This is a genomic window from Enterobacter sp. T1-1 (genome assembly GCF_000710795.1).
Lineage (GTDB): Bacteria > Pseudomonadota > Gammaproteobacteria > Enterobacterales > Enterobacteriaceae > Enterobacter > Enterobacter cloacae.
The window spans coordinates 17918-37868 of sequence record NZ_JALW01000026.1 but is presented as its reverse complement, the minus strand read 5'-3'; the positions used below and the strand labels follow the sequence as shown (position 1 = coordinate 37868).

The window sequence follows — 19951 nt, the reverse complement described above, 5'->3', positions numbered from 1 at the left end:
GTTCAAGGTGAAAGTATATACATGTTAACATTCATAAAAGAATTGAAAAAGAGGGTTTTGTGTAATGAGTCTTGGATATATCAATTCTGTTGATCTTCTGATCTCAAATAGTCAAATATTGTTACGCTCCCGAGATTATGATGAAAAAATGAGCCAGTGGGGAAAAGGTAATGTTTCTCAAGGTGCGGTTCTTCATAACGATTATGTTATATTCGATCCATTGCCAGAGGATGCGTTTGGAGCAAACGTCAACATCAAACTAGAGAACGTTTTCAAATTGGATGAAAATGCTCAACGCTGCATTGTTGTGCCCTTTACCGTTACTGATCAACATAAACTGCAAGTCGCTTCAGCAACTGAGAAGTTTGATTTAAGTTTGGATTTAACCGATAAAATTTATTCACTCTTTTATGAGATTTGTGAAGGGGATGAAATTTACTATAATTTCACTCTTGTACCGACAAAAGAAGCAATTGCTGCGAAGTTTTTGCTGGATGATCCTTGGGGGGGAATAAAAGATCGTCCACTCAAGGAAGGTATTTTTAAATTTAAAAGAAACTAGTATTTTTTTTATTTAAAACAAATCAAACGTTAAAAAAAGTTCATCACATTGATATCTTTAACAATGTAATCTTTCCCTTCCGCACGCAGGAACTGCTTACCACCCGCAGCGAGTACAACCGCCTGGTCGCCTGCATCGCCGGAACGTCTTTACCGGCAATGTCCTTTGCCGCACCGCTGGTCCCGCCGCTGGCGTTATGACATCCACGGCCACACCGTGGAGAAGGATAACGGCCAGACGCGCTGACACTATCGGTACGACCCGCGACTCGGACGCTGCATCAGCAAAACGCGCCAGCAGATGCTGGGTGGACAGCCAACCGATTTCTGGCCCTTTAGTTTTTTGGCTGTGAGTGATGGTATTTTTATTTTATTGCAGTTTGTGATGATTAACTCATTATATAATGCTCTTAGACAATCTGGGCATCGGATGGTGATTTTCATTGTGCCCATTATTAAAATTAACACTTTTTTATTATGCAATGACAAAAATTTTAAACATACAAACAAATACTGCAACATTAGTTATTTATGATTTGATGTCATTAAAACATAGAATTAATGATGATGCAGATTGGTGGAGTCTTTCAGAAGATGAAGTTGAAGAAATAAATAAAGGGAATGTATTATTTCTCAATCTTGGAGATGATGGTGTCTATAAAATACTTATTAAGCATGATGTTGATGAATATACCGGGTCGCTATTTTTAAAAGCACCTTCTGGAAAGGTTTTCGTTGGGGCTGGAGAGGATATCACGGGCGGAGATCTTGAGCCTGATGATTCAGATGTTATATCAGGTGAGTTTATAACTTTAGATCCTGGTAGTTACGAAGTTAAATATAAAAAGCAAGGCTCAGATGTTCTAATTTCCTTTACAAAAGCAACATTTACTGAAAACTCATTAGAAGAAGGAGTTTATCTCTGAGTTACATCCACGCCTTGGCGTGGATTTTTTCATTCAAAACAAATCAAACGTTAAACAAGAAGTTCATCACATCGCCATTATTAACGATGTAATCTTTACCTTCAGTACACATTCTGGCTGCCTCTTACGCTCCTTGCTGAATCTTACCCTCAATAAGCTGTCCTTATACCCGCGACTAACTCCACCGTGAAACAAGCAGCACGCAGGGGCTGCTTACCACACGAAGCAAATATGATATTGCAGGTTATGGTAGTGATTGGGGTGGGGAAGTATTGAAAGATGCGTTATCAATTCGGAAAGGGAATGGCTTATGAAAGTAAAATATAAAGAGGGTGACATCTTTGTCATTCCAATGAGTAATGGGAAGTATGCGCTTTGCCAGGTTGTTTTTGCTCCAAAGCAAAAGTTTAAGCAAGCAATAGGTTTCTGCATTTTATCAATACAGGATACGGAGGAGTTTGAAGAGAAAAGTTCACTAACTTATAGAGTCCTTACTCATGAGGAACAGGAGATATGGAGGCAGTTGTTCAATGTATGGCAATAAATTTTTATAAGCAAAACTGGCAAGATTGTTATTTAAATTAATATCCTGTATTGTTTTACTTAGGTTATGCTATTACCATCGACATCAGGAGGTAATCTCTTTTTTTTGTAAGATAGTATAAATCCGGAGTAAAAGTGATGACAGAAAAAGAATTACGAGAGAATCTTGTTTATTTAATGAAAAAATATGTTCGGGAAAGCCAACAGGAAGCTTTTTATGAAGACATATCAATGCCTGAAGTGCCAGTAAAAGGTATTTTAGCTGAATTTAATAAAGTCAAAACAAGAACTGTTGATGAAGCGGATGGAGTTTTGATACGTGATATTTACTTTTATTTTTGTTGACTAACATTTAAATGGAAAATTACTTTAGTTAGGTGGTTTGTGACATTTTTTTGGACGATGAACAGGTTGATGCCTCGGACAGGATAAATGACTCTTGACTCGTCCCAATCCTTATCTGTGAAGGATAGTACAAAGATTAATTACAGCTTTTAATTTATATATCACGCATTACGCTTGATGTCTTTCTTTTTATTTTATTCACTAACTGTTCGCCGCTGATGATAATCCACTCTAAGGGGCGATTGAGAAAATAACCCATTACCGCCTGCTGCACGAGATGCACGGGAACGTACCGATGGTTTGAGTCTACAGCGACCAGGACAGCTACGATCCGCTGGCGCGTATTGACGGCGATGATGCACCGGCGATCTTCTGGTTCCACTGCCAGCCCAACGGCATGTCGGAGCGGATAGTGGATATTGAAGGGCAGGTGCGCTGGGAAGGGGGGAACAGTGCCTGGGGCAAGCTGCTGCGCGAGAGCGAGACGCAGGGATCAGGATATTCCCAGAACATGCGGATGCAGGGGGAACTCCTGCATCGTGAGACAGGGTTGCACGATAATCAGTTTCGGTATTTTTTGACCTGGCCGATTACTCTGAGGTACAGAAATGAAGAGAGATGACAGCGCGGTTGCATGGATCGGATATAGACACTGCACTTTCAATAGACTCCTTCACAAGGTGATTCGTGGTGGTTTGATGCATTAAGGAACGTGAAATCTTTCTGAAAGGACTTTTAAGAGCCTACATTGAGGTGATGTTACCATGATAAATGATAATAAACTTATTGATTATGCGCGAGAAAAAATACCGAATGAATATAATTCTTCTTTAAATAAAAATAATAATGTTCAATGTGCATCATTTATAAACAATACTCAAGATGAGTTGCGAATAATGAAAGCGCATAAAAATAATAAAAAACTTACAGGGTTGAAGGTAGAAGGTCTTGATGAATTAATTATTGCTCTTGAAAATTTTGATGAAGAAACTGTCTTAGTAATTAATATCCGAACTAAGTTATTTTCCTTTAAAATTTATTCAGATAAAAATAATGCTCCACTGGGTGTTATAATCCTTAAGTTAAAAAAGAAAACCGACGAAGATATTCGATTTGGGCGAGATGTTCTTGGCATTACGACTCCTCCTCCTGACATAGAAAATGATTAGTCTTTATTGCTTAAACTGGTGTACAGACCAACCAGAATCTCCATGCGTAGCGTTCCGGTATGAATTTACACTTGCATACATGGCTCCTTTGGAAAATGGAAACACAGTTTTAGGCGCATACCAGAAATTGGATATGCTAAAATAAATCGGAATAAGAAATCAGAGAAGCCGGTCATGAATTACGATTCATATAATGAAGTACTAGATTACCTCAATGTTTTTTTCAACGAAAGAGTGAATTCATCAATTTATTTGGAAAAACTAATGACTTTGATTGAAGGATCTCGCTCTGAAAAAACGGTGATGATAAGAGCTATTTATGAAACATACATGCAGTATGTAAAACAAAATAGAGATGGCATAAAAGTTAGCGCAGGGGAAAAAGAAATGTGGATTGACTTATTGCACCATTGGCAATAAGACTTTATTGTTATGCGCATGTAATTATAAATGTTATAACAAATTTGATTTGTACACGGAAAATTCTCGTCATATGGTTGTTATCATGTTAAGTCGAATATATCATTAAGATCTTGTTAGACAGTCAAAAGTAAAGCAGGGGAACATGATTGCATTAAATTTAAATCCGATTACCGGTGATCTGAAATTTGATGATCTGCCTTTGGGAATGGATACTGAAGAAGGCTTTTGTAAGAGTGGTTTATACCACGAATTAATCAAGCGCAAAGCTGTAAATAAAATCATGCCGAATCACTACCTTGTTGACTCAGTAGCGTTTTTCGACAAAGAATTTCAAGTTACTATACGTCCAGTGTGCTATGGATTTCCTTTTATGCTTCATCTTGTTGATAAAAATAGTCAATACTATAACGCATTAAATGACTGGAATGCGCGAACTAATATTCATATGCTTAATGACTCAGTGAAAAGCTTGTCTGATTGGCTGAAAGAATCATTAAACCTGGAAACGCCTGATACCACGGAAACAGACATGATGAGATGGCGCTTTGAATGGGGACGGGTTTCCGTCTCATATGAGATAAAATCATTTAATCATGGGATATATATAGTTTGGAATATAACATAGTCACTTTCAGATAAGGTGGTTTAGATATGTTAGAAATGCATTTTGATGTTAATAGTGGCTTAGTGGCCATTGATAACCACCCCCTTGAATTAAAGGATTTAGAGACGTTTAAAAATTCGGAGTTTTACAAGTTATTCTCGCCATTTACGACAATAGGCCATTATTACTTCTCTATTGATAATATAGACTGGAAAGATCAAACTTTCATTTTCGAACTGAGGCCTTCAGTGTTTTCTTTTTCCCCTTCAATATTCCTTACAAGTAAGAATGGAAATTTTTATAAAACTTTAGGAGATTGGAATAAAAGAGCCAATTTGAGTAATTTATCTGAAGAAGAACAACGCTTGACAGCATGGATTGAGAGTGAAATAACCTCACACCACAAACTTAAAATTATCACTCCCCCATATGGAATTCAATGGGATCATGAATGGGGAAGAATTATTGTACAGTCTAATGAAAAAAGCTTCGATTGTGGTATTTATATCGAATGGAATGTTTGATTAAATAACGTTAGTGATTAATAAATCGCCCCGTTTTCTTCTCACTTTACTTGTCTATTAATAAATTCAAAAGTTTAAAGGAAATGAAAATAACTAATCGACTGAAAAAGAAAATATTAGTCCTGGATGGCATAGATAATGACTTTATAGATTATGGCACAGAAATAGCATGCCCTGAATGCGAGGGTGCAATAACCTATTCCATCGTGAACTCATATGAGTTTGACTTGCTTTCTGAAGAGGTAAAATACTTCCTGGTTAAGAAAATGAGAGGTGTGAAGCTCGTCAGTGACAATAATATATATATTTACGATGACAGCCAACTAAATGTTTCGCAAAACACATGTTCAAAGTGTTTAAAAGAGTTTTCTACTGTATTAACGTATAAAGAAGTGCAGCCAGCCCGATACCGGGTTTATCTTGTGGGGCTTTTTGAAGGTGATTTGAAACAGTTCAAACTTTAAAAGTTGAGGTTTGCCAATGATTGAAAATCTCAGTTGTAGTAAAGAGAATGACCTGCTTCAATGGGTATGTGGTGAAAGTAACATACTGGTTAATATACCATTTTTAGACTATGCAATGGTCGACTCAACACGCCAGTTAGTTTTTGCGTTAAGCGAACCAAAGCCATTACCAACCATTTTAACCATCTTCAATGCTCAGGGCGAAAAACTATTTTTTTCTGCACCTCCTGAAGGCGCGACTTTCTATTACTTAACATTCAACCTGTCAAAGGAAGTGGTCGTTGTCAGTAGCTATCCAGCAAAAAAAAACGGCTGGCATGATTGGTTTTACTCCTGGGATATGACGCGTAACGCGTTGTCTTGCTCAGGCCCTGCATATTAAGATCAAATGTGCCCAAAATGATAACCATAACCGGGTGGCAAAAGAGGGACTGCATAAGCAATTTCAACAAGCGGCTAAAACACAACTGAGAGGCAAAGGATGAGCACGGTTTACATTGTCATTTTAACCTATATCAGACCACTCGAAGAGATTGATGCAGCGATACCAGCACATATAGAGTGGCTGAAAAAGGGGTATGCAGAGGGGATTTTCCTCGCATCCGGAAGACGGGTCCCAAGAAATGGTGGTGTCATTCTCGCTAAATGTGAGAGTCTTGCCTCACTTGAAGAGCGACTACGCGAAGATCCGTTTCAGAGGTTAAAGCTTGCGACGGCTGACATCATTCCTTTTGAACCCAGCATGAAAACAGAACGCTTAGCCAATGTGTTTTGACCGCGCAATAAAAAAATCCACGCCAAAGCGTGGATTTTTTTCATTCATATCGACTCAGACGTTAAACAGGAAGTTCATCACATCGCCATCTTTAACGATGTAGTCTTTCCCTTCAGCACGCATCTTGCCGGCTTCTTTCGCGCCTTGCTCACCCTTGTAGGTGATGAAGTCTTCAAACGCGATAGTCTGCGCACGGATGAAGCCTTTCTCGAAATCGGTGTGGATCTTGCCCGCAGCCTGTGGAGCCGTTGCGCCAACAGGGATAGTCCACGCACGCACTTCTTTCACCCCAGCGGTGAAGTAGGTCTGCAGGTTGAGCAGGGCATAACCTGCACGGATAACGCGGTTCAGACCTGGCTCTTCCAGACCCAGCTCGGCCATGAACTCGTCTCGCTCTTCGTCATCCAGCTCGGCGATATCGGCTTCTACAGCGGCGCAAACCGGAACAACGACAGAACCTTCTTTCTCGGCGATAGCACGAACCTGATCGAGGTACGGGTTATTTTCAAAACCGTCTTCGTTCACGTTGGCAATGTACATGGTTGGCTTAAGCGTCAGGAAGCTCAGGTAGCGGATAAGCTCTTTCTCGTCTTTGCTCAGGTCAAGAGAGCGCAGCATACCTGCGTTTTCCAGCTGTGGCAGACATTTTTCCAGCACCGCTAATTCGGCTTTGGCGTCTTTATCGCCACCTTTGGCTTTCTTGGAGATACGGTGGATCGCACGTTCGCAGGTATCCAGATCCGACAGCGCCAGCTCGGTATTGATTACATCAATATCTTCCGCCGGGTTTACTTTACCTGCTACGTGGATAATGTTGTCGTTCTCGAAGCAACGCACCACGTGACCGATCGCTTCGGTTTCACGGATGTTGGTCAGGAACTGGTTACCCAGACCTTCACCTTTGGATGCACCTTTCACCAGGCCCGCGATGTCCACGAACTCCATGGTGGTTGGCAGAATGCGCTGCGGCTTCACGATTTCCGCGAGCTGGTCCAGACGTGGGTCGGGCATTGGTACAACGCCGGTGTTAGGCTCGATGGTACAGAACGGGAAGTTCGCCGCTTCGATACCCGCTTTGGTAAGCGCGTTAAACAGGGTGGATTTGCCCACGTTTGGCAGACCGACGATACCGCATTTGAATCCCATTTCTAAATCACCTTAATATCTTGATAATCAATCCGTTAACGATAACCGACTGATGAAAAGTAAATAACTACGCCTATTATACACGTAACCCGCCTACCGCGCGGTAAAAATGCCGTATCGGGCAGATTATTGCGCTTTGAAAGCATGTAAGCGGTTTGTCGCTTTGGTTAACCCATCTTTGAGCCAGATTTCAGTGCAGCGCGCCGCTTCGTCTACCGCCTCATCAATCAGTTTCTGCTCAGAAACCGGGGGCTTACCCAGCACAAAACCAACAACTTTGTTTTTATCGCCCGGATGGCCGATTCCTACGCGCAAACGGTGAAAATTCGGGTTATTACCCAGCTTACTGATGATATCTTTCAGACCGTTGTGTCCGCCATGGCCGCCGCCCAGTTTAAACTTTGCCACCCCTGGCGGCAGGTCCAGCTCATCGTGAGCAACCAGAATCTCATCCGGATTGATGCGATAAAACGTTGCCATTGCCGCCACGGCTTTGCCGCTCAGGTTCATAAAGGTGGTAGGCACCAGCAGGCGCACATCCGCACCGGCGAGATTGATACGTGAGGTATACCCGTAGAATTTTGGTTCTTCACGCAGGGGAGCACGTAACCGTTCGGCCAGCAGATCAACGTACCAGGCCCCGGCATTGTGGCGGGTTGCAGCGTATTCTGCGCCTGGGTTGGCGAGGCCGACAATCAGTTTAATCGTCACGATTCAATTCCTAATGGGTTCCAGATCTGGCGCGTAGTTTACTGTCTGGCGCGCCGCTTGACAAAATTCTGCGACCTTAACAGCGAAATACGAATAATTACTTATTTGAACAATTAGAATTTCAAGCTGTTCAATGCGTTATTTGTAAATTTTTGTTTGGGAGTAATCTGTAATTGTGATCATTGACGCAACTCATAAAAGGGGCGTTGTCTATACTTTACACACAAGGAATAGGGACTTATTCCCTACAACCCAAAGTTCCGGAGGTGACATATGAAACGCAAAAACGCTTCGTTACTCGGTAACGTGCTGATGGGGTTGGGGCTGTTCGTGATGGTAGCCGGTGTGGGTTATTCAATTTTAAACCAATTGCCGCAGCTTGATCTCCCACAATACTTCGCGCATGGTGCGGTATTGAGCATCTTCCTGGGGGCGGTACTGTGGCTCGCCGGGGCGCGTGTGAGCGGTCATGAGGAAGTGTGTGATAAATACTGGTGGGTGCGCCATTACGACAAACGCTGCCGCCGCGACCAGCATAAGCACAGCTAGTGCGCATAGAATAAAGAACACTGAAACGACTCCAGATGGGGTCGTTTTTTTTTGCCTGAGGGGTTGACCCTCACGTAACGTAAGGCACCAGAGTGGCGTCACTGGCAAAATAAAAGGAGCAGTTATGTTGATTCAGGTGGGTGAACTGGCAAAACGCGCTGGGATCACCGTGCGCACATTGCATCACTATGAGCAAACAGGGTTATTGCTACCTTCTGCCAGAAGCGCGGCAGGCTACCGGCTTTATAATCTGGCGGATGTACAGCGCTTGCATATGATTCAGGCACTGGCAAAAGCGGGGCTGGAGCTTGCTGAAATCAGGGATTTTCTGGAGCAGGAGTCGCTTTCGTTAACGGAACTCCTCGATGCGCAAATCAGTTTGCTGGATAAACAGCTGCGCAGCATTAACACGCTGCGTGACAGGCTGGTGGACTTGCGCACCGGGCTTACCGGCGATGAAACGCCCGATCTGGAATCCTGGCTACAGACTCTGGAGTTAATGAATATGTACGATCGCTGGTTTAGCAAAGAAGAGCTACAGCAACTGCCGTTTGCGGTGCAGAAAGATGCGCTGGCGGCTGTCTGGTCAGGGCTGGTTACCGAGGCCAACACGCTGCTGGAACAGCACATACCCGTTTCTGACCCGCGGGCGATGGATCTTGCGACGCGCTGGATGGAGCGCCTGGAGCAGGACACTGCCGGCAAGCCGGAGTTTCTCACCCGGCTGAACGAGATGCACAGCGTCGAGCCGCAAATGCGTGAGCAAACGGGCATCACCGCCGAGATGACCGACTACATCACGCGGGCGTTTGCCGAATCGAAGCTGGCCATCTGGGAAAAGTATCTCTCTGCCGATGAGATGGCTTTTACACGGAAACACTACTTTGACCGCATGATGGAGTGGCCGCCGCTGGTGGCGAAGCTGCACCAGGCGCAGCGGGAAAATCTCGACCCCGCCTCTGACGAGGCGCAAAAGCTGGCTGAAACCTGGCTGGCGTTGTTCCAGTCATACGCAGGAACAAACCCTGAGACGCAGCAAAAGTTTCGCGCTGCTATGCAGCAGGAGCCGTATCTGATGAAAGGGACGTGGATGACGCCTGCTGTGCTTGAATGGCTCCAGCAGGCGATAGGGATAATGATGCAGAGACGTTTCTCCGCATCAGATGAATCACAGATCCGCTAACGCGGCGTCGCGGTTGGGATAGAAGGCAAGGCGGCCAGGGATCGGCTGCACGCCAGCGCGCGCCATAGTGCGCAGCGGCTGAAATTCCAGATTACTCACCCGCAGCTCACAGCCTTCCGGCAGACGTTTTACAAAGCGCTGGAAGGCGTCCAGCCCACCGGCGTCCAGCACCGGTACGGCATCCCATTTCAGCACCACAATCCGTTTGCCCGCAATGCGGGATTCCAGATCGCTGAACAGGCCTTCCGCCGCAGCGAAGAACAGCGGACCGATTACCCGCAGCACCAGCACATCATCAGGCACCTCCACGTTTACCGGGGAAAGGCGCGTCATCTGCGCGATCCGGCGCATAAACAGCAGGGAAGCCAGCACGATGCCGACGCTGATGGCGATCACCATATCGAAGAGCACGGTCAGCGACATACAGATCAGCATGACGATGATGTCGTCTTTCGGTGCGCGACGCAGCAGGTTCACCACCTTATGCGCTTCGCTCATGTTCCAGGCCACCATCAGCAGCAGGGCGGCCATGGCAGATAGCGGCAGCCAGGAGAGCAGCGGCGCGAGGATCAGCAACGCGAGGATCACCAGCAGGGAGTGGATAACCGCCGAAACCGGTGAGGTTGCACCCGCGCGCACGTTGGCCGCAGAACGGGCGATAGCTGCGGTGGCTGTAATACCGCCGAAGAACGGAGCGATGAGGTTACCTAAGCCCTGGCCGACCAGCTCGCTGTTGGCTTTGTGCTTGGTACCGGTCATGCCATCAAGCACCACGGCGCAGAGCAGAGATTCAATCGCCCCCAGCATCGCCATTGAAAAGGCGGCGGGCAGCAGTGCGCGCAGCGAATCCCAGCTTAAGGTAAAGCTGGAGCCGGGCATATCCCAGGGAAGAACCAGCTGTGGTAACAGTTGAGGAATACCGCTGCCCTGAGAACCGTCCGCCAGAACATAGTGGAACTGTGAGCCGATGGTGGCGACATGACCACCAAACATGTTGACGATGGCCATCACCGCGCAGCCCAGCAGCAACGCGGGCAGGTGGCCAGGCAGACGAATGCCTAAGCGCGGCCAGACGATGAGCGTACCCAGCGTAACGATCCCGATGGCGGCATCGCCCAGGTTGGCCGTGGGCAAAGCCATAAGCAGCGCTCCCACTTTCTGCAGATAGTGCTCAGGAACGTGAGGCATCTGCAGCCCCAGGAAATCTTTAATTTGCATCGTTCCGATGGTGATGCCGATCCCGGAGGTGAATCCCAGCGTTACGGAAAGGGGAATATATTCAATCAGCCGGCCAAAGCGGGCCAGGCCAAAGAGAATCAAAAAGAGGCCAGACATGAGCGTGGCAACCAGCAGGCCTGCCAGACCAAACTGCTGTGATACCGGATAGAGGATCACCACAAAAGCAGCGGTAGGGCCGGACACACTGAAACGCGAACCGCCCGTGAGGGCAATCACGATCCCGGCGACGGCCGAGGTATACAGGCCATACTGTGGAGCCACGCCGCTGCCAATCGCCAGCGCCATGGCCAGCGGAATGGCGATAATACCAACGGTGATCCCGGCAATCAGGTCACGGATAAAGCGTGACGAGGTGTATTTCTCTTTCCAGCATGCGTCGATGAGGGCGCGAAAGGGCAGAACATGTGAGGAAGTGATGTTTTTCACAATTATCTATCATCCGTATGCGCATCATCTGTCATATCAATGGCAGGTGAAGGAGGCATTAATCATTGCTCGTCATACTTCGCGCTGCAGATGCGTTGGCTGCGCTCATTCATCCCAGTCACTTACTTAAGTAAGTGACTGGGATTCATTCACTTGCCGCCTTCCTGCAACCCGAATTATTTAGAGCATTAATAAATATCAGAAACAAAAAAACCCGCCGCAGCGGGTTTTTCGGCCGTGTTCGATTAGTGTTCGAACATTGCAGAGATGGATTCTTCGTTGCTGATACGACGAATCGCTTCGGCCAGCATCCCGGACAGGGTCAGGGTACGCACGTTTGGCAGTGCCTTGATCTCGTCACTCAGTGGGATGGTATCGCATACCACAACTTCGTCAATGACGGAGTTACGGAGGTTGTTTACCGCGTTACCGGAGAAGATCGGGTGAGTCGCGTACGCGAACACGCGCTTGGCACCACGCTCTTTCAGCGCTTCAGCGGCTTTACACAGCGTACCGCCGGTATCGATCATGTCGTCAACCAGCACGCAGTCACGGCCAGCAACGTCACCGATGATGTGCATCACCTGAGAAACGTTAGCGCGCGGACGGCGTTTGTCGATGATTGCCATGTCGGTATCGTTCAGCAGCTTAGCGATAGCACGGGCACGTACCACGCCGCCGATGTCCGGAGAAACCACAATCGGGTTGTCCAGGTTCAGCTGCAGCATATCTTCCAGCAGGATTGGGCTGCCGAATACGTTATCAACCGGGACGTCGAAGAAGCCCTGAATCTGCTCTGCGTGCAGGTCAACGGTCAGTACGCGGTCAACGCCAACGCTGGACAGGAAGTCCGCGACAACTTTAGCGGTGATTGGCACACGCGCGGAACGGACGCGACGGTCCTGGCGGGCATAGCCAAAGTAAGGGATTACAGCAGTGATACGGCCTGCAGAAGCGCGACGCAGGGCATCGACCATAACAACCAATTCCATCAGGTTGTCATTCGTTGGAGCACAGGTGGACTGGATGATGAAAATATCACCACCGCGTACATTTTCGTTAATTTGTACGCTGACTTCGCCGTCGCTAAAGCGACCTACAGCGGCGTCGCCGAGGGAAGTGTACAGGCGGTTGGCAATACGTTGTGCTAGTTCCGGGGTGGCGTTACCAGCAAAAAGCTTCATATCAGGCACGAGAAGAACCTCAGGCATGCGTCCAGTGGTGGATAGCGTTCGCCGCAAACTGTGCGGGGCCAGGCGAAATGCTATCCAGGCGGTGTATTAAAGAGCGCGATGCAACGTCTGGAACAGGGTGACGTTGTCACCGAAACTCAGTCTGCGCCAGAATGGCCTGCTGTAGGGGGGAGGTGTTCATCCCGCGCGCTACAAAACCATGCAGCCAATCCGGCGCTTGCTCAAGCACCTGACGAGCGGCGGATTCGGTGTCAAATTCAGCAAAGACACAGGCCCCTGTACCAGTCAGGCGCGACGGCGCGTATTCTAACAGCCAGGAAAGCGCCGCATCAACCTCGCGAAAACGTTTTCTTGCGATAACCTCGCAATCGTTGCTGAATTCACAATTTAATAACGTTTCTATTGACCGCGCCGGGGTATTGCGTGGCAGCTCAGGATCTTTGAAGATGACCGGAGTCGGAATGCTGACGCCTGGATGGGCTACGAGGTACCATTTTTCCGGCGGTTCAACCGGGGAGAGGATTTCACCCACCCCTTCAGCAAATGCTGCATGACCGCGCACAAACACCGGGACATCCGCCCCCAGCGTTAACCCTAACGCGGCCAGTTCATCCGTTGACAATCCGCAGCCCCAGAGATGATTCAGGGCGACCAGGACGGTCGCGGCATTGGATGAACCGCCACCCAGCCCACCGCCCATCGGCAGACGCTTCTCAATGCGAATATCCGCACCGCTCCCGGCGGGCAAGCGCCCGGTGTCAGCCGCTGCGTTCATCAGCAGACGCGCGGCGCGCACGATCAGGTTATCCTCATGCGCTACGCCTTCCACCGGCGTCAGCAGACAGATCTGCCCGTCCTGACGCAGCTCAATCGAGAGCGTGTCGCCATAATCGATAAACTGAAACAGCGTCTGCAGGGTGTGATACCCGTCAGCACGTTGGCCGGTGATATATAAAAACAGGTTAAGTTTTGCCGGAGAGGGCCAGTGGGTCATCATTTAACGATCCAGTTGTCCATTTTCAGCTTGATGCGCTGGTTACCCTGCGTCAGCTCCATATTCGATGGCAGCGACGGTTTACTGTTGCTGTCATAGGCGCTGTACACCACCTTCCAGGTTTTACCGTTCTGCGTGTAGTTCACCTGGCTCAGACGGTACTGATCGTCCAGGGTGTAGTCGGTGGCGTCACCCGGCAGGCCCAGGATCCACTGGCGCAGGCTGTTCAGCGGGATAGGCATTCCGGTCAGTTTGCCAATCATCTCTTCCGCGTCGGTGGCGGTGTAGTGCTGGCCTTTGTTATCCGTGATCTGCGCTTCACCCGGCTTAGCGTTAAGCTCCAGCTCGGTACTGCCCAACGGGTTCAGCAGCAGCAGGCGGTAGTTATCTTGCCCCGTTTGCTGCCAGAAGAAGCGGGCATAAACCTTTTGTTCGTCAGAGAGATAAGCAAACGCGCCGCGGGTCTGGTACTGACTTAAATTACGTACGTCCTGCTGGTGCTGACGCCACTGTGGTGAGTCAGGGCTTTTGCCCGGGCCTTTTGGTTGAGTGACAGAACATGCGGTCAGAACCAGTGCTGCCAGCGGCAGCAGGCGAATCAGTCGGGTCATAATGAGGACAAATCCTTGAGATACGTTGCAGTTATAACTGTTAATGCTAGCGTTGAAGGGTGTCACCGTCTACGTTCAAATTATCTCAAAGCGTTGAGTAACCTATTACTCCGAAAGGGGGCAGTCTCTTTTATTGATCTCGCGCATCCTGTATGATGCGTCTTGCTAACCTTATTAACGCTGGTACTACTCCCGCTCAACATGACCCTATTAGCACTCGGCATCAACCACAAAACCGCCCCGGTTTCGCTGCGAGAACGCGTCACGTTTTCGCCGGATACGCTTGACCTGGCGCTGGATAGCCTGCTTGCACAACCGATGGTGCAGGGCGGGGTGGTGCTCTCGACGTGCAACCGTACCGAGCTTTACTTAAGCGTGGAAGAGCAGGATAACCTGCATGAAGCGCTGATCCGCTGGTTATGCGACTACCACAATCTCAACGAAGACGAGCTGCGTAAGAGCCTGTACTGGCATCAGGATAACGATGCGGTGAGCCATCTTATGCGTGTCGCGAGTGGTCTGGATTCGCTGGTGCTGGGCGAGCCGCAAATTCTCGGTCAGGTAAAAAAAGCGTTTGCGGATTCGCAAAAAGGGCATCTGAAAGCCAGCGAGCTGGAGCGTATGTTCCAGAAGTCATTCTCCGTGGCGAAGCGTGTGCGAACCGAAACCGACATTGGTGCCAGTGCGGTTTCTGTTGCGTTCGCGGCCTGTACCCTTGCACGTCAAATCTTCGAATCCCTGTCGACCGTCACCGTGATGCTGGTCGGCGCGGGCGAAACCATTGAGCTTGTGGCGCGCCATCTGCGCGAGCATAAAGTGAAAAAGATGGTTATCGCTAACCGCACCCGCGAGCGTGCGCAGGTGCTGGCAGACGAAGTCGGGGCCGAGGTGATTGCGCTGAGCGAGATCGACGAACGTCTGAAAGAGGCGGACATCATCATTAGCTCGACGGCCAGCCCGCTGCCGATTATCGGTAAAGGGATGGTAGAGCGCGCGCTGAAATCCCGTCGTAATCAGCCAATGCTTCTGGTGGATATCGCCGTACCGCGTGATGTCGAACCGGAGGTTGGCAAACTGGCCAACGCCTATCTCTACAGCGTGGATGACCTGCAAAGCATCATTTCGCACAACCTTGCCCAGCGTAAAGCGGCAGCGGTGCAGGCGGAAACCATTGTCGAGCAGGAAGCCAGTGAATTTATGGCCTGGCTGCGCGCGCAAAGCGTCAGCGAGACCATCCGCGAATATCGCGGTCAGGCGGAGCAGGTGCGTGATGACCTGACTGCCAAAGCGTTAGCGGCTCTGGAACAGGGCGGCGACGCACACGCTATTATGCAGGATCTGGCCTGGAAACTAACCAATCGCTTGATCCATGCACCAACCAAATCACTCCAGCAGGCTGCCCGTGACGGGGACGATGAACGCCTGACTATTCTGCGCAACAGCCTCGGGCTGGAATAGCGCCCTATACCCATTTTCTATTACAAGGTGCACTTACGCCTATGAAGCCTTCTATCGTCGCTAAACTGGAAGCTCTGCACGAGCGCCATGAAGAAGTCCAGGCGCTGCTCGGCGATGCCGGGACCATTGCGGACCAGGAACGTTTTCGCGCACTGTCGCGTGAATATGCGCAGTTAAGTGATGTTTCAAAATGCTTTACCGACTGGCAACAGGTTCAGGAAGATATCGAAACCGCGCAGATGATGCTCGACGATCCTGAAATGCGCGAAATGGCGCAGGAAGAGCTGCAGGATGCCAAAGCGCGCTCAGAAGAGATGGAGCAACAGCTGCAGGTGCTTCTGCTGCCGAAAGATCCAGACGACGAGCGTAACGCGTTTGTGGAAGTCCGTGCCGGAACGGGCGGTGATGAGGCGGCACTGTTCGCCGGAGACCTGTTCCGCATGTACAGCCGTTACGCCGAATCGCGTCGCTGGCGCGTGGAGATCATGAGCGCCAACGAAGGCGAGCACGGCGGTTTTAAAGAGGTGATCGCCAAAATCAGCGGTGACGGCGTGTACGGCCGTCTCAAGTTTGAGTCCGGCGGCCATCGCGTGCAGCGTGTACCGGCGACCGAGTCGCAGGGCCGTATTCACACTTCAGCCTGCACGGTTGCGGTGATGCCAGAGCTGCCGGAAGCGGAACTGCCGGACATTAACCCGGCCGATCTGCGTATTGATACCTTCCGTTCTTCCGGGGCGGGTGGTCAGCACGTTAACACCACCGACTCCGCCATCCGTATTACCCACCTGCCAACCGGCATTGTGGTGGAGTGTCAGGACGAGCGTTCTCAGCACAAAAACAAAGCCAAAGCGCTGTCCGTACTGGGTGCGCGTATTCACGCGGCGGAAATGGCAAAACGGCAACAGGCGGAAGCTTCTACCCGTCGTAACCTGCTGGGCAGCGGCGATCGTAGCGACCGTAACCGTACCTACAACTTCCCGCAGGGCCGCGTGACCGACCACCGCATCAACCTGACGTTATACCGTCTGGATGAGGTGATGGAAGGCAAGCTCGATATGCTGATTGAGCCTATCGTGCAGGAATACCAGGCCGACCAGCTGGCGGCATTGTCCGAGCAGGAATAATGGATTTTCAGAGCTGGTTACGCCAGGCCACCGGCGCGCTCTCTGACAGTGAAAGCCCGAAGCGCGACGCCGAAATTTTGCTGGAATATGTGACGGGAAAAGCCCGCACGTATCTGTTGGCCTTCGGTGAAACCGAACTGACCGTAGAGCAGGAAGCGCAGCTGGCCGCGCTGCTTGCCCGCCGTAAAACCGGCGAGCCGGTGGCACATCTGGTCGGGGAGCGCGAGTTCTGGTCGTTACCCTTGTTCGTCTCAGCGGCGACGCTGATCCCGCGTCCCGACACCGAATGTCTGGTGGAGCAGGCGCTGGCGCGGTTACCCGCAGTGGCCAGCCGCATTCTCGATCTCGGAACGGGCACTGGCGCAATCGCGCTGGCGCTCGCCACCGAGCGGCCCGATTGCGCGGTAACGGCGGTCGATGTGATGCCCGACGCGGTGGCGCTGGCGCAGCGTAACGTTGAGCGACTGGGCGTGACTAATGTGACCGTGCAGCAAAGCAGCTGGTTCAGTGCGCTGGAGAAACAGACGTTCGGGATGATTGTCAGTAATCCGCCCTATATTGACGAACACGACCCACACCTGGCGCAGGGGGATGTGCGCTTTGAACCGCTGACGGCGCTGGTCGCAGGTAATGCAGGGCTGGCCGATCTGGAAGACATTGTGACAACGTCACGACAACATCTCCTGCCCGGCGGCTGGCTGCTGGTGGAGCATGGCTGGACGCAGGGGGAGGCGGTGCGTGGGCTCTTCAGGCAGACGGGTTATGCTGCTGTCGAGACCTGCCGCGACTACGGCGGTAACGAGCGTCTGACGCTGGGGCAGTGGCAGTGAAAACAGGTTATCTGCCATTTACTGATAAAGGCGCATGGCTGACTGAAAAGCTGTTTGGCGTTATCATCTATACCCAAAATAATTCGAGTTGCATGAAGGCGGCAAGAGAGCGAGTCCTCAGGAGCATAGTTAACTATGTGACTGAGGTGAGCGAGCGCAGCCAACGCGCATGCAGCTTGAAGTATGATGGGTATATATCGTTTTGGGTTTTATCGCGCCTGGACGTCGTCGTCCGCGCAGCCAGCAGGTCGGGTTTATCGCCTTTCTGCTGGGTCTGGTGGTGCTGTACATCATCATTAAACTCGCCACCACAAGAATACCGTTACTGGGGTAAGTCATGAGGTCCTTAGCCGATTTCGAATTTAATAAAGTGCCGCTCTGCGATGGCATGATCCTGATTTCGGAGATGATTCGCGACGATTTTACGTCGCAGTATGTCTACGATGAGCTGGAGAGTCTGGTCAGCCTGGCGCGCGAAGAGATCAATCAGGCGCGTCCGCAGGACTGGCAACTGGAAAAGCTGCTGGAGCTTTTCTACGGCGAGTGGGGTTTCTGCGACACGCGTGGCGTGTATCGCCTGTCTGACGCATTATGGCTGGACCAGGTCTTAAAAAATCGTCAGGGCAGCGCCGTTGCGCTGGGCTCTATTTTGCTGTGGATCGCGCACCGTCTGGATATTCCACTGGTGCCGGTCATTTTCCCGACGCAGATGATCCTGCGTGCCGAGTGGCTGGACGGGGAGATGTGGTTAATCAATCCGTTTAACGGCGATACGCTGGATGAACATACGCTGGATGTCTGGCTGAAAGGTAATATCAGCCCGGTGGCCGAGCTCTTTAACGAAGATCTCGACGAAGCCGATAACGCCGAAGTGATCCGCAAGCTGCTGGATACGCTGAAATCTGCACTGATGGAAGAGCGGCAGATGGAGCTGGCCTTGCGCGCCAGCGAAGTGCTGCTGCAATTTAATCCGGAAGACCCGTACGAAATTCGCGACCGCGGGCTGATTTATGCCCAGCTCGACTGCGAGCATGTGGCGCTGAACGATTTAAGCTATTTCGTCGAGCAATGCCCGGAAGATCCGATCAGCGAAATGATTCGCGCGCAGATCAACGCGATCTCGCACAAACAAATTACACTGCATTAATCTTAATTCCGATTCACACCTGAATAAGGCGATCCTATGAAACAAAAAGTGGTTAGCATTGGTGATATCAACGTGGCAAACGACCTGCCGTTCGTGCTGTTTGGCGGTATGAACGTGCTGGAATCCCGCGATCTCGCCATGCGTATCTGCGAGCACTACGTGACCGTGACCCAGAAGCTGGGCATCCCGTACGTGTTTAAAGCCTCTTTTGACAAAGCCAACCGCTCTTCCATTCACTCCTACCGTGGCCCGGGCCTGGAAGAGGGGATGAAAATTTTCCAGGAACTGAAGCAGACCTTTGGCGTGAAAGTGATCACCGACGTTCACGAGGCGTCTCAGGCGCAGCCTGTGGCGGACGTGGTTGACGTTATTCAGCTGCCAGCGTTCCTGGCTCGTCAGACTGACCTGGTGGAAGCGATGGCCAAAACCGGTGCGGTCATCAACGTGAAGAAGCCGCAGTTCGTGAGCCCAGGCCAGATGGGGAACATCGTCGATAAGTTTATCGAAGGCGGTAACGACAAGGTGATCCTGTGCGACCGTGGTTCCAACTTCGGTTACGACAACCTGGTTGTGGATATGCTGGGCTTCACCGTGATGAAAAACGTCTCTAACCAGTCCCCGGTGATCTTTGACGTGACCCACTCTCTGCAGTGCCGCGACCCGTTTGGCGCCGCGTCTGGTGGCCGTCGTGCGCAGGTGACCGAACTGGCGCGCGCCGGTATGGCGACCGGCCTGGCGGGTCTGTTCATTGAAGCGCACCCGGATCCGGCGAATGCGAAATGCGACGGTCCATCCGCGCTGCCGCTGGACAAACTGGAGCCGTTCCTGAAACAGATCAAAGCGATTGACGATCTGGTGAAGAGCTTCGACGAGCTGGATACCAGCAACTAATAAAAAAACCCGCTTCGGCGGGTTTTTTTATGGGACATATTGCCGGGTGGCGCTGCGCTTACCCGGCCTACAAAACCCGTAGGCCCTGCAAGCGAAGCGCCGCTGGGCAAAAAGG

24 protein-coding genes and 5 pseudogenes are annotated in these 19951 nt (G+C 50.1%); 22 read left to right on the top strand and 7 right to left on the bottom strand.

Annotated elements, in window-relative coordinates; translation table 11 throughout:
* Positions 1-64: 64 nt before the first annotated feature.
* The 3 genes and pseudogenes from comJ (at position 65) to AK59_RS0110830 (ending at position 1487) form a co-directional block, all read left to right on the top strand.
* Positions 65-562, top strand: a complete 498-nt coding sequence (gene comJ, locus AK59_RS0110835) for a competence protein ComJ (protein ID WP_029882746.1) — start codon at positions 65-67, stop codon at positions 560-562.
* Between the two features lie 80 nt (positions 563-642).
* Positions 643-883 (top strand): annotated as a pseudogene (locus AK59_RS1000000125460) (RHS repeat domain-containing protein); the annotation flags it as partial.
* Positions 884-1043: 160 nt separating this feature from the next.
* The gene (locus AK59_RS0110830; protein WP_029882745.1) at positions 1044-1487 is read left to right on the top strand and encodes a DUF6386 family protein; all 444 of its coding nucleotides are present in this window, start codon (positions 1044-1046) and stop codon (positions 1485-1487) included.
* 43 nt (positions 1488-1530) lie between these two features.
* On the opposite strand, the pseudogene AK59_RS1000000125455 reads toward AK59_RS0110830, so the two are convergent.
* A pseudogene (locus AK59_RS1000000125455) lies at positions 1531-1611 on the bottom strand (hypothetical protein); the annotation flags it as partial.
* Between the two features lie 186 nt (positions 1612-1797).
* Here AK59_RS1000000125455 and AK59_RS01000000123680 point away from each other — a divergent pair.
* The 10 genes and pseudogenes from AK59_RS01000000123680 to AK59_RS0110785 all read left to right on the top strand — a co-directional run bounded on the left by AK59_RS01000000123680 (position 1798) and on the right by AK59_RS0110785 (position 6334).
* Complete coding sequence (locus AK59_RS01000000123680) at positions 1798-2031, top strand: Imm26 family immunity protein (RefSeq protein WP_231501493.1); 234 nt, start codon at positions 1798-1800, stop codon at positions 2029-2031.
* Between the two features lie 137 nt (positions 2032-2168).
* The gene (locus AK59_RS0110820; RefSeq protein ID WP_029882743.1) at positions 2169-2375 is read left to right on the top strand and encodes a hypothetical protein; all 207 of its coding nucleotides are present in this window, start codon (positions 2169-2171) and stop codon (positions 2373-2375) included.
* Between the two features lie 259 nt (positions 2376-2634).
* Positions 2635-2952, top strand: a pseudogene (locus tag AK59_RS1000000125375) (RHS domain-containing protein); the annotation flags it as partial.
* Positions 2953-3139: 187 nt separating this feature from the next.
* On the top strand, positions 3140-3544 hold the full coding sequence (locus tag AK59_RS0110810; RefSeq protein WP_029882742.1) for a hypothetical protein: 405 nt from the start codon (positions 3140-3142) through the stop codon (positions 3542-3544).
* Between the two features lie 174 nt (positions 3545-3718).
* Positions 3719-3964 (top strand): hypothetical protein, encoded by a 246-nt coding sequence (locus tag AK59_RS0110805; protein ID WP_014832286.1) that lies wholly within the window; start codon positions 3719-3721, stop codon positions 3962-3964.
* 145 nt (positions 3965-4109) lie between these two features.
* Positions 4110-4592: a hypothetical protein gene (locus AK59_RS0110800; RefSeq protein WP_029882741.1), complete on the top strand. Its 483-nt coding sequence runs from the start codon at positions 4110-4112 to the stop codon at positions 4590-4592.
* 26 nt (positions 4593-4618) lie between these two features.
* Positions 4619-5095 carry a hypothetical protein gene (locus AK59_RS0110795; protein WP_029882740.1) on the top strand — a complete coding sequence of 159 codons (477 nt, stop codon included), beginning with the start codon at positions 4619-4621 and terminating at the stop codon, positions 5093-5095.
* 83 nt (positions 5096-5178) lie between these two features.
* Positions 5179-5559, top strand: coding sequence for a hypothetical protein (locus AK59_RS0110790; RefSeq protein ID WP_029882739.1), 381 nt, complete (start codon positions 5179-5181; stop codon positions 5557-5559).
* A gap of 16 nt (positions 5560-5575) precedes the next feature.
* Positions 5576-5941, top strand: coding sequence for a hypothetical protein (locus AK59_RS1000000124415; protein WP_072007028.1), 366 nt, complete (start codon positions 5576-5578; stop codon positions 5939-5941).
* 99 nt (positions 5942-6040) lie between these two features.
* A complete protein-coding gene (locus AK59_RS0110785) occupies positions 6041-6334 on the top strand; it encodes a YciI family protein (protein WP_029882738.1) in 294 nt (97 codons plus the stop codon).
* Positions 6335-6388: 54 nt separating this feature from the next.
* Here AK59_RS0110785 and ychF read toward each other — a convergent pair whose 3' ends face one another.
* Positions 6389-7480 carry a redox-regulated ATPase YchF gene (ychF, locus tag AK59_RS0110780; RefSeq protein ID WP_013096225.1) on the bottom strand — a complete coding sequence of 364 codons (1092 nt, stop codon included), beginning with the start codon at positions 7478-7480 and terminating at the stop codon, positions 6389-6391.
* A gap of 126 nt (positions 7481-7606) precedes the next feature.
* Positions 7607-8191, bottom strand: coding sequence for an aminoacyl-tRNA hydrolase (gene pth / locus AK59_RS0110775; protein ID WP_013096226.1), 585 nt, complete (start codon positions 8189-8191; stop codon positions 7607-7609).
* A 273-nt stretch (positions 8192-8464) separates the two neighbouring features.
* Here pth and ychH point away from each other — a divergent pair, with 273 nt between their 5' ends.
* Both ychH and AK59_RS0110765 read left to right on the top strand, forming a co-directional pair.
* Entirely contained in the window at positions 8465-8740 is a 276-nt protein-coding gene (gene ychH, locus AK59_RS0110770; RefSeq protein ID WP_013096227.1) for a stress-induced protein YchH, read from the top strand.
* A gap of 124 nt (positions 8741-8864) precedes the next feature.
* On the top strand, positions 8865-9923 hold the full coding sequence (locus tag AK59_RS0110765; protein ID WP_029882737.1) for a MerR family transcriptional regulator: 1059 nt from the start codon (positions 8865-8867) through the stop codon (positions 9921-9923).
* On the opposite strand, the gene dauA is transcribed toward AK59_RS0110765, so the two are convergent.
* The 4 genes from dauA to lolB all read right to left on the bottom strand — a co-directional run bounded on the left by dauA (position 9909) and on the right by lolB (position 14386).
* Complete coding sequence (gene dauA / locus AK59_RS0110760; protein ID WP_029882736.1) at positions 9909-11588, bottom strand: C4-dicarboxylic acid transporter DauA; 1680 nt, start codon at positions 11586-11588, stop codon at positions 9909-9911. The two genes, AK59_RS0110765 and dauA, sit on opposite strands and share 15 nt — an antisense overlap.
* A 245-nt stretch (positions 11589-11833) precedes the next feature.
* Complete coding sequence (gene prs, locus AK59_RS0110755) at positions 11834-12781, bottom strand: ribose-phosphate diphosphokinase (protein WP_003856663.1); 948 nt, start codon at positions 12779-12781, stop codon at positions 11834-11836.
* A 127-nt stretch (positions 12782-12908) separates the two neighbouring features.
* The gene (gene ispE / locus AK59_RS0110750) at positions 12909-13778 is read right to left on the bottom strand and encodes a 4-(cytidine 5'-diphospho)-2-C-methyl-D-erythritol kinase (protein WP_020690900.1); all 870 of its coding nucleotides are present in this window, start codon (positions 13776-13778) and stop codon (positions 12909-12911) included.
* Positions 13775-14386, bottom strand: a complete 612-nt coding sequence (gene lolB, locus AK59_RS0110745) for a lipoprotein insertase outer membrane protein LolB (RefSeq protein ID WP_029882734.1) — start codon at positions 14384-14386, stop codon at positions 13775-13777. The genes ispE and lolB overlap by 4 nt, the downstream gene beginning before the upstream one ends.
* Before the next feature lie 201 nt (positions 14387-14587).
* Between lolB and hemA the strand changes: the two genes are divergently transcribed.
* From hemA to kdsA, 7 genes and pseudogenes are all read left to right on the top strand, one after another.
* On the top strand, positions 14588-15844 hold the full coding sequence (gene hemA, locus AK59_RS0110740) for a glutamyl-tRNA reductase (protein WP_013096232.1): 1257 nt from the start codon (positions 14588-14590) through the stop codon (positions 15842-15844).
* A 41-nt stretch (positions 15845-15885) separates the two neighbouring features.
* Positions 15886-16968 carry a peptide chain release factor 1 gene (gene prfA, locus AK59_RS0110735; RefSeq protein ID WP_013096233.1) on the top strand — a complete coding sequence of 361 codons (1083 nt, stop codon included), beginning with the start codon at positions 15886-15888 and terminating at the stop codon, positions 16966-16968.
* Positions 16968-17798 (top strand): peptide chain release factor N(5)-glutamine methyltransferase, encoded by an 831-nt coding sequence (gene prmC, locus AK59_RS0110730; protein ID WP_029882733.1) that lies wholly within the window; start codon positions 16968-16970, stop codon positions 17796-17798. Before prfA ends, prmC begins: the two co-directional genes overlap by 1 nt.
* Positions 17774-17866, top strand: a pseudogene (locus AK59_RS1000000124405) (siroheme synthase); the annotation flags it as partial. The gene prmC and the pseudogene AK59_RS1000000124405, both read left to right, overlap by 25 nt.
* Positions 17867-17989: 123 nt before the next feature.
* Positions 17990-18132, top strand: a pseudogene (locus AK59_RS0110725) (siroheme synthase); the annotation flags it as partial.
* Between the two features lie 3 nt (positions 18133-18135).
* The gene (gene sirB1 / locus AK59_RS0110720; RefSeq protein ID WP_013096236.1) at positions 18136-18945 is read left to right on the top strand and encodes an invasion regulator SirB1; all 810 of its coding nucleotides are present in this window, start codon (positions 18136-18138) and stop codon (positions 18943-18945) included.
* Between the two features lie 36 nt (positions 18946-18981).
* Positions 18982-19836: a 3-deoxy-8-phosphooctulonate synthase gene (kdsA, locus tag AK59_RS0110715; protein WP_013096237.1), complete on the top strand. Its 855-nt coding sequence runs from the start codon at positions 18982-18984 to the stop codon at positions 19834-19836.
* The last annotated feature ends 115 nt before the right edge of the window (positions 19837-19951 follow it).

Bases quoted from the DNA above. Each gene is read 5' to 3' on its own strand.
- comJ (WP_029882746.1), top strand. From the start codon at position 65: ATGAGTCTTGGATATATCAATTCTGTTGATCTTCTGATCTCAAATAGT.
- AK59_RS0110830 (WP_029882745.1), top strand. From the start codon at position 1,044: ATGACAAAAATTTTAAACATACAAACAAATACTGCAACATTAGTTATT.
- AK59_RS01000000123680 (WP_231501493.1), top strand. From the start codon at position 1,798: ATGAAAGTAAAATATAAAGAGGGTGACATCTTTGTCATTCCAATGAGT.
- AK59_RS0110820 (WP_029882743.1), top strand. From the start codon at position 2,169: ATGACAGAAAAAGAATTACGAGAGAATCTTGTTTATTTAATGAAAAAA.
- AK59_RS0110810 (WP_029882742.1), top strand. From the start codon at position 3,140: ATGATAAATGATAATAAACTTATTGATTATGCGCGAGAAAAAATACCG.
- AK59_RS0110805 (WP_014832286.1), top strand. From the start codon at position 3,719: ATGAATTACGATTCATATAATGAAGTACTAGATTACCTCAATGTTTTT.
- AK59_RS0110800 (WP_029882741.1), top strand. From the start codon at position 4,110: ATGATTGCATTAAATTTAAATCCGATTACCGGTGATCTGAAATTTGAT.
- AK59_RS0110795 (WP_029882740.1), top strand. From the start codon at position 4,619: ATGTTAGAAATGCATTTTGATGTTAATAGTGGCTTAGTGGCCATTGAT.
- AK59_RS0110790 (WP_029882739.1), top strand. From the start codon at position 5,179: ATGAAAATAACTAATCGACTGAAAAAGAAAATATTAGTCCTGGATGGC.
- AK59_RS1000000124415 (WP_072007028.1), top strand. From the start codon at position 5,576: ATGATTGAAAATCTCAGTTGTAGTAAAGAGAATGACCTGCTTCAATGG.
- AK59_RS0110785 (WP_029882738.1), top strand. From the start codon at position 6,041: ATGAGCACGGTTTACATTGTCATTTTAACCTATATCAGACCACTCGAA.
- ychF (WP_013096225.1), bottom strand. From the start codon at position 7,480: ATGGGATTCAAATGCGGTATCGTCGGTCTGCCAAACGTGGGCAAATCC.
- ychH (WP_013096227.1), top strand. From the start codon at position 8,465: ATGAAACGCAAAAACGCTTCGTTACTCGGTAACGTGCTGATGGGGTTG.
- AK59_RS0110765 (WP_029882737.1), top strand. From the start codon at position 8,865: ATGTTGATTCAGGTGGGTGAACTGGCAAAACGCGCTGGGATCACCGTG.
- ispE (WP_020690900.1), bottom strand. From the start codon at position 13,778: ATGATGACCCACTGGCCCTCTCCGGCAAAACTTAACCTGTTTTTATAT.
- lolB (WP_029882734.1), bottom strand. From the start codon at position 14,386: ATGACCCGACTGATTCGCCTGCTGCCGCTGGCAGCACTGGTTCTGACC.
- hemA (WP_013096232.1), top strand. From the start codon at position 14,588: ATGACCCTATTAGCACTCGGCATCAACCACAAAACCGCCCCGGTTTCG.
- prfA (WP_013096233.1), top strand. From the start codon at position 15,886: ATGAAGCCTTCTATCGTCGCTAAACTGGAAGCTCTGCACGAGCGCCAT.
- prmC (WP_029882733.1), top strand. From the start codon at position 16,968: ATGGATTTTCAGAGCTGGTTACGCCAGGCCACCGGCGCGCTCTCTGAC.
- sirB1 (WP_013096236.1), top strand. From the start codon at position 18,136: ATGAGGTCCTTAGCCGATTTCGAATTTAATAAAGTGCCGCTCTGCGAT.
- kdsA (WP_013096237.1), top strand. From the start codon at position 18,982: ATGAAACAAAAAGTGGTTAGCATTGGTGATATCAACGTGGCAAACGAC.